Here is a 12,068-nt window from a genome sequence, read left to right as displayed (position 1 = left end):
CCGGGGTGGGGGTGCTGGAGATCTGCCTGCCCCACGTCGAGTCCGGCTTCGCCGGGCGCGCGGTGACCGGCACCGCTCCGGCTCTGCCGCCGGGCATCACGGTGGCCGAGGCCGTCGACGCGATCGTGGAGGGCATACGCACGGACGCGCGGGTCGTGGGACCCGAGGCGGTACCGGCAGGGGCGAAGCGGGGTACTCCATGACAGCAGGCGTGTCCGATCGGGTGGAGGACGTCACGCCCCTGCCACCGCGCCCCCTCTCGCGGGTCCTGTTCCGGCAGTGGTGGCGCGAACTTGTCTTCCTGCACTGGGCCGCCGACCCCGACGAGGTGGCACGCCTGCTGCCCCCGGGCACCTCTCCCGACCTCCACCTGGGCCGCACCTACGTCGGCCTCGTCTTCTTCCGCATGGACCACCTGGCCCTCGGCCGGGGACCCGCGTTCCCCTACCTGGGCAGCTTCGGCGAGGTGAACGTCCGCCTGTACAGCAGGGACGCCCTCGGGCGGCGCGGAGTGGTGTTCCGCTCCCTGGACTGCGACCGCCTGCTGCCCGTCCTGACGGCTCAGGCGGCGTTCGGCCTGCCCTACCGCTGGGCCCGCATCCACACCCGCCGCACCGGCACCGGGATCTCCTACGCCAGCCTCCGGCGCGACGGTTCCGGAGCGGGCGCGCGCGTCCGGGCCGAGATCTCCCCCGAGCCGTACGAGGCGAACGCCCTGGAGCACTTCCTCACCTGCCGCTGGGGCCTGCACACCCAACTCCGGGGCCGCACGTACTACTTGCCGAACACTCACCCCCGGTGGACGTTCACCCGCCGCGAGCTGACCTCGTACGACGAAACGGCCATCGCGGCAGCCGGGCTGTCCACCCCGGCCGGCGATCCCGTCAGTGTGCTCTACGCACCCGGCGTCCCCGTCCGCTTCGGCCCGCCGCTCCGGCTGGCCTAGGGACCCGGACCACCCGGACTTCGAGCCGCCCTCACGCACAGCATTGACGTGAGCACGACCCACCACTACGTTGCCACAGCGCTGAGACAACGTTGTCACCTCACGCCAAGGAGGTTCCCGGTTCCGCCTCGCTCTCCCCCACTCCCACAGGAGGCACAGAACGATGTCCTGGATCTCGTTAGGCAGACCCCGGCGATCCCGTCGGGGCTACGCGGCGGCTGCCGCCGTCGCGGGGGCCGCGCTCGTCGGTGCGTACGCGCTGCCCGCTTCGGCGGCGCCCGCGCGGGCCGCTGATTTCGTGGCCCATCCGGCCGATCTGGTCAACCCGTTCATCGGCACGTCCAACGACGCCAATGACTTTCCCGGCGCGGACGTGCCGTTCGGCATGGTGCAGTGGAGTCCGGACACCTCGTCGCGGCCGCCGGGCGGGGGGTACGAGTACAAGGACTCCTCGATCACCGGGTTCAGCCTCACGCACATCGCCGGGCCCGGCTGCGGAGCGGCGGGGGACGTGCCGATTCTGCCGACGGTCGGTGCCGTCAACAACTCGGCGACCGACTCCTTCTCGCACGCCAACGAGTCCGCCACGGCGGGTTCGTACAAGGTCGCGCTGGACAACAAGGTGACCACCGAGCTGGCCACGACCACGCGGAGCGGGATGGCGCGGTTCACCTTCCCGGCCACCACTCAGGCGAACCTGTTGTTCAAGCTGAACGGCAGCCAGAACGGCGGGAGTTCGACCCAGTTCAACGTGGTGTCCAGCACCGAGGTCAGCGGTCAGGTCACGAGCGGGCGGTTCTGCGGGGCCGGGAACAGCTACACCGTGTACTTCGACATGGTCTTCGACCGGCCGTTCGCCACCAGCGGCAGCTCGCTCGCGGCGCCGAAGTCGGCGCCGAGTGTGAAGCGGGCCGGGAAGAACGCGGCGGACGAGGCCAACCACCCCCGCCTGCACGGAACCGCGCCCAAGGCCGTCAAGGGCGGCGCGACCCCTGAGGCCGCCGCGTCCAACGCCCACGTCACTTTCGACACCACCGCAGGCCAGGTCGTCCAGGCCAAGGTGGGCGTCTCCTACGTCTCTGTCGCCAACGCGAGCGCCAACCGGGCCGCCGAGAACCCCAACTGGAACTTCGACGCCCTTCGCACCTCGGCGCACGACGCCTGGGACTCGGCACTGGGCAAGGTGCTGATCGGCGGCGGGACCCCGGACCAGCAGAAGATCTTCTACACCGCGCTCTACCACTCGCTGCTGCACCCGAACGTCATCAGCGACACCAATGGGCAGTACTTCGGCTTCGACGGCAGGACGCACACGGTGGACTCCGGCCACCGGGCCGCGTACGCCAACTACTCCGGCTGGGACATCTACCGTTCCCAGGCCCAGTTGGAGGCGCTGGTCAGTCCCCAAGTGGCCTCCGACACGGCCCAGTCGATGGTCGACGACTACCAGCAGACCGGCATCTTCCCCAAGTGGTCGGAGAACAACGGCGAGTCCTACGTCATGGTCGGTGACCCGGCAGCCGCGATCATCGCCGACTACTACGCCTTCGGCGCACGGAACTTCGACACCTCGGCGGCCCTCACGGGCCTGCTGAAGCAGGCCGGCACCGCCAACAACGACCGTCCTGGCCTCAATTACCTCGACAACCCGGGGTACGAGCCGCACGACGGCAGCTACGGATGCTGCAACTTCTACGGCCCCGTCGCCACCACACTGGAGTACGACACCGCCGACTTCGCCCTCTCCGCCTTCGCCGGCGCCCTGGGCGACAGCGGGAGCCAGAAGACGTACGCGCACCGGGCGCAGGACTGGCGAAACGTCCTCAACCCGGCCTCCGGCTTCGTCCAGCCGCGCAACCTCGACGGTACCTGGACCGGCGGGTTCGACCCGACCAGCGGGACGGACATGGTGGAGGCCGACTCCTGGATCTACACCGGCATGGTGCCGTTCAACGTGGCCGGGCTCGCCACCGCCAAGGGCGGCAACAAGGTGATGGGCGACTACCTGGACACCGTGCTGCGCAGCTACACCGGCGCGGACGGCTACGCCTGGGTGGGCAACGAGCCGAGCATCGAACTCCCCTGGGAGTACGACTACATCGGCCTGCCGTACAAGACCCAGGCGACGGTGCGGGCGGTCCAGGACCAGATCTGGTCCAACTCCCCCGCAGGGCTTGCCGACGGCAACGACGACCTGGGCGCGATGAGCGCCTGGTACGTCTGGTCGGCGCTCGGCATGTTCCCGATGACGCCGGGCACGGCCGATCTCGCCCTCGGTTCCCCGCTGTTCCCGCAGGCGCAGATCACGCTGCCCTCGGGCAAGACGCTCACCGTCAACGGCTCCGGCGCGGCGGACAACGCCCCCTATGTCCAGTCCGCGACCTTCAACGGCTCGGCGTGGAACAACGCCTACGCCCCGACGACCGCACTCACTTCGGGCGGCACCCTCGGCTTCACCCTGGGGACCACCGCCAACACCGCATGGGCGAGCGGCACTTCCGCCGCTCCCCCGTCGTACCCCGGTGACACCTCCGCCCCGGCCAAGCCCCGGGTGGGGCCGGTGAAGTCCGGTGTCAGTTCCTCGCTCTGTGTGGACGACGCCAACTCCGCTACGGCGGACCGCACCGCGATCCAGCTCTGGACCTGCAACGGTACGTACGCCCAGGACTGGACGGTCGCCTCGGACGGCACCCTGCGCACGCTCGGCAAGTGCCTCGATGTGACGAACAGCGGTACGGCCAACGGCACTCTCGTCCAGCTCTACGCCTGCAACGGCAGCGGCGCGCAGAAGTGGACGGCCGGCTCGGACGGCTCCCTGAAGAACGCGAACTCCGGCCTGTGCCTGGACGATCCCAACTCCGCCACGGCGGAGGGCACCCGCTTGCAGATCTACACCTGCAACGGGACGGCGGCCCAGAAGTGGGCCCTCCCGGCGGCCTGAGTACCTGAGTGTGGTTCCGTCCGCCCCCGGGCGGGGCCACACTCGGCCGACCTGGACGTTCGGGCACCAGCGATGCCCGTGCGGTGCCTCGCTCGCTCGCGCCGGCGGAGGTGGAGTTCTTCCAGCGGACGTGACGCGGCGGACGTGATGCTCAGGAGGCTGGGTCGTCCAGGTCGTCCAGGTCGTCCAGGTCGCGCAGGGCGTTCTCCACGACCTCGGTCAGGGCGGGGTGAATCCACAGCGGCTGCTCCGCCAGGTCGCGCGCCGTGATGCCGAAGGTCTGGGCCACGACCAGCGGCTGGATGAGGGTGGCCGCCTGCGGTCCGAGCAGATGGGCACCGAGCAGGCGGCCGGTGCGCCGGTCGACGAGCACCTTGCAGAAGCCCTGGGTCTCCTCGAGGGCCCAGCCGTAGGCCACGTCCTCGTACCGGTGGGTGGCGGTGGCGTAGTCGAGGCCCTGCTCGCGTGCCTCCTGTTCGGTGAGGCCGATCCGGGCGATCTGCGGGCGGGTGAACACGGCGGCGGGCACCGCGTCGTAGCTCATCGTGCGCGGGTCGTCCGGGTGGAGCAGGTTGTGCGCGACCACCTCGGCCTCGCGGTTGGCGACGTGCTTGAGCGGTACGGGCGTGGACACGTCCCCGAGCGCCCATACGCCCTCGGCACTGGTGCGCAGGTGCTCGTCCACGGTGATCCGGCCGTCCTCGGCGTCGACCCCGGCCGCCTCAAGGCCGAGGCGGTCCCCGTTGGGGCGGCGGCCGACGGCCACCAGCAGGGTGCCTGCGCGCAGTTCGGTGCCGTCGTCCAGGGTGAGCCGCAGGTCGCCGGGCTCCCCGGAGACCTCGGTCAGCTCGCGCCCCAGCCGCAGGTCCCACCGGTCGCGCACGATGTCGGTGAACGCCTCGGAGATGGCTTCGTCCTGCTGGGCCAGCAGCCGGTCCCGCTGCTCTACCACGGTGACGTGGCTGCCCGCCGAGTGGAAGACGTGGGCGAGTTCGGCGGCGATGTACCCGCCGCCGAGCACGACCAGCCGCTCCGGCGGGGCTTCCAGCCGCATCACGGTGTCTGAGGTCTCGTAGGGCAGCCCGGAGTCGGCGACCACCGGGGGTACGACGGGCCGTCCGCCCGCCGCGACCACGATCCGGTCGGCACGCAGCTCCACCGGGCCGCTCTCCGTCTCCACGCTGAGCCGGCGGTCGCCGGTGAAGCGGGCGCGTCCCCGGTAGACGGTGATGTTGTCCGAAGCCCGGCGCCCCTCCTCGCCCTCCTTGGCGGCGGTGTCGAGGCGGCCGAACACCCGCTCGCGGGCGTCGGCCCAGCGCACCCGGCGCAGCTCTGCGTCCACGTCGTGGCGGCCGGCCTCGCGGACGGTGTCGGCCACGTCGGCACCGGCGGCGAGCATCTTGCTCGGGATGCAGCCCGCGTTGAGACAGGTGCCGCCGAAAGGGCCCTCGGCGACGACAGCGACGTCCAGACGGGCGAAGCGGTCGTCGACGAGGGCGTTGCCCGAGCCGGCTCCGATGACGATGAGGTCATGAGTGCGCATGCCGGGAATGTGTCCCGTCAGCCGGTGTTCATGCCCCTCAGCGGGTGACGCGGACCAGCTTGTGGTTGGCGAACTCCTCCATGCCGTAGCGGCCGAGTTCCCGGCCGAAGCCGGACCGCTTGACGCCGCCGAAGGGCAGCTCGGCGGCGGTGCCGGCGGGACCGCCGAGGAACACCATGCCGGTGGCCAGGCGCTGGGCCACCCGGTCGGCCTGCTCGTCGTCGTCGGTCTGCACCGAGGCGCTCAGTCCGTACGGCGAGTTGTTGGCGAACTCGACCGCCTCGTCCTCGGAACCGACCTTGAACAGCAGTGCGACCGGGCCGAACAGCTCCTCCTTGTAGGCCCGCATGTCGGGCGTGATGCCCGCGAGCACCGTCGGCTCGTACCAGGAGCCCGGCCGGTCCACGCGACGGCCGCCCGCCAGCACGGTCGCGCCCTTGGAGATGGCGTCCTGGACCTGCTCGTCGAGGGTCTCGACGGCTTTCTCCGAGGAGAGCGGGCCCATGAAGGTGCCGGGGTCGGTGGGGTCGCCGGGGACGATGCGGCGGACCGCCTCGGTGTACTGCTCGGCGAAGTCGTCGTAGTGCGCGTCCAGCGCGATGATGCGCTTGGCGGAGTTGCACGCCTGGCCCGCGTTGAGCATGCGGCCCTGGAGGGTGTTCTTCACGACGCGGGACATGTCCGAGACGCCGAGGATCAGATAGGGGTCGGAGCCGCCCAGCTCCAGCACGACCTTCTTCAGGTTCCGGCCCGCGATCTCGGCCACGGCGGCGCCCGCCCGCTCGGAGCCGGTGAGGGAGACGCCCTGGATGCGATCGTCGGCGATCACGTCCTCGATCTGCGCGTTGGTGGCGAAGATGTTGATGTACGCCCCCTTCGGCAGCCCGGCGTCCTGGAAGATCCGCTCCATCTCCAGCGCGGACTCCGGACACTGCGGGGCGTGCTTGAGCAGGATCGCGTTGCCCAGCATCAGGTTCGGCGCGGCGAAGCGGGCGACCTGGTAGTAAGGGAAGTTCCACGGCATGATCCCGAGCAGGGTGCCGACGGCCTCCTTGCGGATGACGGCACGGCCGCCGGAGGCCACGTCCAGCTCCTCCTCCTTCAGGAAGTCCTCGCCGTGGTCGGCGTAGTACCGGTAGATCGAGACGACGATGGCGATCTCGCCGAGGCCCTGCTTGACCGGCTTGCCCATCTCCCGGGTGATGATCCCGGCGAGCTGGTCCCGGCGCTCCTCGTAGAGGTCGGCCACCCGGTGCAGCACGGCCGCGCGCTCCTCGGGCGGCCGGGCGGCCCACTCGCGCTGCGCGGTGCCGGCGAGCTGGAGCGCCTCACGCAGTTCCGCGTCGGTCGCGGTGGGGTACTCCCGCTCGGTCTCGCCGGTGGCGGGGTTGACGATTCGGTAGTGCTCCATGACGTCCTCTCGTTCTCCGGTCCGGAAAGCCGCGACGGGTGGCGGCGGCCGCGTGTCACCGGGCGGTACGGCCTACCGGCTACCCCTCGGCAGGCCCGGAACACACGACGGCGGCCGGGGTGCGCGACTGCCTGGAGCGGAGACCGAGGGGCACGGCAAAGTCGTCCGCCCTGGTCGTCACACGTCTCTGACCAGGGCGGACCTGTCGTGCGGCAAGAGTTCGCGATCACGAGGTCGTACCGCGCGGGATCGGGGGTATACGGGGGCGCATGGCAGCGAAGACCGATCACTCCCGAATCATGCGAGCCGTACGGCAGTTGCGCCGGGTGCGTGCCTTCTACGCGACCGGCGTGGCCCTGTGGCTCACCGCCGCGATCTGGACGGGCTGGATGCATCCCGGCAGCTCCCAGATGTGGGTCTCCGTGCTCCTGCTCACCCTGTTCGCCGGGCTGCTGGTCACGGCGACGCTCTGGCTCCAGCGGCTGCGTGCCTCGGACAAGGACGCTCCGGCCCACCACGCCGCGCCGGGACGGAAGATCACCGCCCAGCACGCCTGACCGGCGGGCCGGAGCCCCGGTTCACGCCGCGAGGCCGTGGCCGGGGTGCAGTACGACCTTGGTGTAGCCCTCGATCCGCTTGTCGAACTTGTCGTACGCCCGCGGGGCGTCCTCCAGGGGCAGTTCGTGCGACACCACGAAGCTCGGCCGGGCGCGGCCTGAGGCGATCAGGTCGCGCAACTGGCGGTTGTACTTCTTGACGTTGCACTGACCCGTGCCCATCTTCTGGCCCTTCTCGAACATCTTGCCGATCGAGACCAGGAGTTGGCCGTGCTTGGCGTGTTCGTCGGGCCCGCCGGGGTCTGACGGCACGTACAGGCCGGGGATGCCGAGCCGGCCGGTCGGCCGGACCGTCTCCACCAGTTGGTTGAGGACGATCGCGGGTTCCTCGTGGCCGCTGTCGTCACCGGTCTGGGCCTGGTAGCCCACGGCGTCGATGCCCTTGTCGGTGCCCTCGCCGTTCGTCTGCGCCTTGATCTGCCCGGCCGGGTCGCCCTTGGTGAAGTCGATCGGGATGGCCCCGATCTCCTCGGCCTTGGCGAGCCGTTCGGGCACCCGGTCGACCACGAACACCTTGGCCGCCCCGCGCAGCAGTGCCGAGTAGGCGGCCATCAGGCCCACCGGGCCGGCCCCGTACACCGCGACGGTCTCGCCGGGTGAGACCTGGGCGAGTTCGCAGCCGTGGTAGCCGGTGGGGAAGATGTCGGCCAGCAGGATGTAGTCGGTCTCGTTCTCGTCGCCCTCAGGCAGCTTCAGGCAGTTGAAGTCGGCGAAGGGCACCCGCAGCCGCTCGGCCTGGCCGCCCGTGTAGGGGCCCATGGCCACATAGCCGTACGCGCCGCCCGCGAAGCCGGGGTTCACGGTCAGGCAGAACCCGGTCTCGCCGGCGAGGCAGTTCTTGCAGAACCCGCACGCCACGTTGAACGGCATGACGACGCGGTCCCCCACGGACAGCGAGGTCACGCCGTCGCCGATCTCCTCGATCACGCCGAGGTTCTCGTGACCGAAGACGATGCCCGGCTCGGCCGCCGTTCGCCCTTCGTACATGTGCAGGTCGGAACCGCAGATCGCGGACGAGGTGATGCGGACGATCACGTCGTTGGGGTGCTGGATCTGCGGATCGTCGACTTCCTCCACCGTGACGCTGAAGGGCCTTTCGTAGACAACGGCTTTCACCTGTGTCACCTCCGCGTCTAGTGCTGGATGACGGTGCCGGAGCGGGCCGCCGGGACACGCCAGGAGGCGCGACCGTGCCGGGCCCGCAGCCCTCGATTCACCGCCGTTGCTTCCAGGTAACGCCCCTCGGCCGGGCACTGCAACCCGCCCGTTAGCGCCGGATTTGCGAATTTTTTGCGCATGGCTTGTTCGTGCCGTCGTCCCCCCGCTCACCTGGCCCGTACCGGTTCTCGCTGCGGCAAAGTACGGCCGTGACCCCGGGCGGGACGTGTCGTGGGAGTTGCGGGGGCGTTGACCGGGCGGGGGTGCCGGGCGGACGCTCGACGTATAGGTGCCCGATACAACTGGTTCGGCGGCCCGGCCCTGTGTCCGTGGGAAGCAGCAGGTCAGCGGTGCGCCGCAGGCAGGAGGCAGCACATGTGCGGCATCACCGGCTGGGTGTCCTTCGACCGTGATCTCGGCGCCGAGGCCGCCGGGGACTCCGGAGCGGCCGCGACGGCACTGGACGCGATGACCGCGACGATGGCCTGCCGGGGTCCGGACGACCGGGGCGTCTGGGCGGAGGGACCCGCCGCGCTGGGGCACCGCCGGCTCGCCATCATCGACCTGCCCGGCGGACGGCAGCCGATGTCCGTCCACACGGCCGAGGGGAACATCGCCCTCGTCTACTCGGGAGAGGCGTACAACTTCACCGAGCTGCGCCGCGAACTCACCGACCGCGGGCACCGGTTCACCACCGACTCCGACACCGAGGTCTTCCTGCGCGGCTATCTGGAGTGGGGGGACGCGGTGGCCGAGCGGCTGAACGGCATGTACGCGTTCGCCGTCTGGGACGGCCGGCACGACAAGCTGGTGATGATCCGCGACCGGATGGGCATCAAGCCCTTGTACTACCACCCCACCGCCGACGGCGTCCTGTTCGGCTCCGAGCCCAAGGCGATCCTCGCCAGCCCGCTGGCCCGCCCCCGGGTCTCACTGGACGGCCTGCGGGAGCTGTTCACCATGGTCAGGACCCCCGGGCACGCCGTGTGGGACGGCATGCGCGAGGTCGAGCCGGGCACCGTCGTCACCGTCGACCGGTCCGGGCCGCGTACCCGGGTGTACTGGCGGCTGGAGACCCGGCCGCACACCGACGACCGGGACACGACGATCGCCACCGTCCGCACCCTGCTGGACGACATCGTGCGCCGCCAGATGGTCGCTGACGTGCCGCGCTGCACCCTGCTCTCCGGGGGCCTGGACTCCTCCGCCATGACCGCGCTGGCCGCCGGACAGCTCGCGGAGCGGGGCGAGAAGGTGCGCAGCTTCGCGGTCGACTTCGCCGGGCAGGCGGACAACTTCGTCGCGGACGAGCTGCGCGGGACGCCCGACGCCCCCTTCGTGCACGACGTGGCCCGGCGCGCCGGGACCGAGCACCAGGACATCGTCCTCGACGTGCGCTCGCTCGCCGATCCCACCGCGCGCGAGCAGGTGATCCGGGCCCGTGACCTGCCCGCCGGGTTCGGCGACATGGACGCCTCGCTCCTGCTGCTCTTCCGGGCCATCCGGGACCACTCCACGGTGGCGCTGTCGGGCGAGTCGGCGGACGAGGTCTTCGGCGGCTACCTCCAGTTCTTCGACGAGGAGGCCCGGCACGCGGACACCTTTCCCTGGCTGGTGGCCTTCGGCCGCCACTTCGGCGACGACACCGATGTGCTGCGGCCCGACCTGGAGGAGGCGCTGGACCTGCCGGGATATGTCGCGGACGGCTTCCGCACGGCGGCCGCCGGCGTCGAACGCCTCGGCGGCGAGAGCGACTTCGAGTTCCGCATGCGACGGATGTCCCACCTGCACCTCACCCGTTTCGTGCGCGTCCTGCTCGACCGCAAGGACCGGATGAGCATGGCGGTCGGGCTGGAGGTGCGGGTGCCGTTCTGCGACCACCGGCTCGTGGAGTACGTCTACAACACGCCCTGGGCGCTGAAGTCGTTCGACGGCCGCGAGAAGAGCCTGCTCCGGGAGGCCACGGCGGACGCGCTGCCCCGCTCGGTGTACGACCGCGTCAAGAGCCCCTACCCCTCGACCCAGGACCCCGGCTACGGCCGCGCCCTCCAGACCCAGGTCAAGGACCTGCTGGCCCGGCCCTCCCACCGCGTCTTCGACCTCCTCGACCGCGAGAAGGTCCGCGGGATCGCGGAGCGCGAGCCCCTCACCGGTACCCAGGCGGCCCGGCGGGGGCTGGAGCGGACGCTCGACCTCGCCGTGTGGCTGGACCTGTACTCGCCCGAGGTGAGCATCGGCTGAGGCCCGTTTCTCCGAGTGAGCGCCGCTGGTTCCGCCGGCGGCGCTCACTCGTGCCCGCAGCCACTGACTCCGCTCACAGACAGGTGAGTTGACGGAACTTCAGCTCTCTTCCGCATATCCCCTTGACTGGTACAGACCAATACGTTTGAGTGTGGCCCACACCCCCCATCACGGCCGCCCCCCACGCCTTCGCCGGTGTCTCCGGCATGCCCGCGCTGAGCGCGTCCGCGTTCCGCCCTGCGCGGGAACGGCCGTGGCATCTCTAGGAGTTGATTCAGTGTCGAGACGACACATCTCCGCCGCGCTGGCCGCGCTCGCCCTCGCAGTGGCCCCCACGCTGCTCCCGGCGCCGGCCGCCTCGGCCGCTCCGGCGGCCTCCTGTTCGAGCTACCCGAACTGGGTGGCCGGCAAGTCGTACCGGACCGGTGACATCGTCCGGTACACGGACGGCAGGGCGTACATCGCCGAGCACGACAACCCGGGCTACGACCCGATCATCAGCACCTGGTTCTGGGACCCGTACAACTGCGACGGAGGCGGCGGGAACACTCCCGCCGGCGACTTCGTGGTCAGTGAGGCCCAGTTCAACCAGATGTTCCCGAACCGGAACTCGTTCTACTCCTACAGCGGGCTGGTGAACGCGCTCGGCGCCTTCCCCGGCTTCGCCAAGACCGGCAGCGACTCGGTGAAGAAGCAGGAGGCCGCGGCCTTCCTCGCCAACGTGAACCACGAGACCGGCGGCCTGTTCTACGTGGTGGAGCAGAACACCGCGAACTACCCGGCGTACTGCGACTGGAGCCAGCCGTACGGCTGCCCGGCAGGCCAGGCGGCGTACTACGGGCGCGGCCCGATCCAGCTCAGCTGGAACTTCAACTACAAGGCGGCCGGCGACGCGCTCGGCATCGACCTGCTGCACAACCCGTACCTGGTGCAGAACGACAGCGCCGTCGCCTGGAAGACCGGCCTCTGGTACTGGAACACCCAGTCCGGTCCCGGCTCCATGACCCCGCACAACGCCATCGTGAACCAGGCGGGCTTCGGGCAGACGATCCGCAGCATCAACGGCTCCCTGGAGTGCGACGGCCGCAACCCCGCCCAGGTGCAGAGCCGCGTCGACGCCTACCAGCGCTTCTCGCAGATCCTCGGCGTCTCCCCCGGCGGCAACCTCTACTGCTGACGAGGACCCCGCACCCGGCGCGCCACGGCCACCC

General features: G+C 70.5%; 8 protein-coding genes and 1 pseudogene. 6 read left to right on the top strand and 3 right to left on the bottom strand.

Going from position 1 to position 12,068, the window contains the following annotated elements; genetic code table 11:
• The 3 genes and pseudogenes from ACFWN1_RS26895 to ACFWN1_RS26885 all read left to right on the top strand — a co-directional run.
• Positions 1-203 (top strand): annotated as a pseudogene (locus tag ACFWN1_RS26895) (hypothetical protein); the annotation flags it as partial.
• A complete protein-coding gene (locus ACFWN1_RS26890) occupies positions 200-946 on the top strand; it encodes a YqjF family protein (protein ID WP_384367097.1) in 747 nt (248 codons plus the stop codon). The pseudogene ACFWN1_RS26895 and the gene ACFWN1_RS26890, both read left to right, overlap by 4 nt.
• Positions 947-1,109: 163 nt before the next feature.
• A complete protein-coding gene (locus ACFWN1_RS26885) occupies positions 1,110-3,887 on the top strand; it encodes a lectin (RefSeq protein ID WP_384367095.1) in 2,778 nt (925 codons plus the stop codon).
• Positions 3,888-4,038: 151 nt separating this feature from the next.
• On the opposite strand, the gene ACFWN1_RS26880 is transcribed toward ACFWN1_RS26885, so the two are convergent.
• Positions 4,039-5,430, bottom strand: coding sequence for a mycothione reductase (locus ACFWN1_RS26880; RefSeq protein ID WP_384367091.1), 1,392 nt, complete (start codon positions 5,428-5,430; stop codon positions 4,039-4,041).
• A 37-nt stretch (positions 5,431-5,467) separates the two neighbouring features.
• Positions 5,468-6,841, bottom strand: coding sequence for an NAD-dependent succinate-semialdehyde dehydrogenase (locus tag ACFWN1_RS26875; RefSeq protein WP_384367088.1), 1,374 nt, complete (start codon positions 6,839-6,841; stop codon positions 5,468-5,470).
• A gap of 269 nt (positions 6,842-7,110) precedes the next feature.
• On the opposite strand from ACFWN1_RS26875, the gene ACFWN1_RS26870 reads away from it, so the two are divergent.
• The gene (locus ACFWN1_RS26870) at positions 7,111-7,398 is read left to right on the top strand and encodes a hypothetical protein (protein WP_384367085.1); all 288 of its coding nucleotides are present in this window, start codon (positions 7,111-7,113) and stop codon (positions 7,396-7,398) included.
• A 21-nt stretch (positions 7,399-7,419) separates the two neighbouring features.
• On the opposite strand, the gene ACFWN1_RS26865 is transcribed toward ACFWN1_RS26870, so the two are convergent.
• Complete coding sequence (locus tag ACFWN1_RS26865) at positions 7,420-8,574, bottom strand: glutathione-independent formaldehyde dehydrogenase (RefSeq protein ID WP_384367082.1); 1,155 nt, start codon at positions 8,572-8,574, stop codon at positions 7,420-7,422.
• Positions 8,575-8,991: 417 nt separating this feature from the next.
• Here ACFWN1_RS26865 and asnB point away from each other — a divergent pair, with 417 nt between their 5' ends.
• A complete protein-coding gene (asnB, locus tag ACFWN1_RS26860; protein WP_384367079.1) occupies positions 8,992-10,857 on the top strand; it encodes an asparagine synthase (glutamine-hydrolyzing) in 1,866 nt (621 codons plus the stop codon).
• A gap of 277 nt (positions 10,858-11,134) precedes the next feature.
• The gene (locus ACFWN1_RS26855) at positions 11,135-12,034 is read left to right on the top strand and encodes a glycoside hydrolase family 19 protein (RefSeq protein WP_384367076.1); all 900 of its coding nucleotides are present in this window, start codon (positions 11,135-11,137) and stop codon (positions 12,032-12,034) included.
• Positions 12,035-12,068: the final 34 nt, after the last annotated feature.

The sequence above is a fragment of the Streptomyces sp. NPDC058459 genome, from assembly GCF_042721685.1.
Lineage (GTDB): Bacteria > Actinomycetota > Actinomycetes > Streptomycetales > Streptomycetaceae > Streptomyces.
This window is presented reverse-complemented; position numbering and strand designations above follow the sequence as displayed.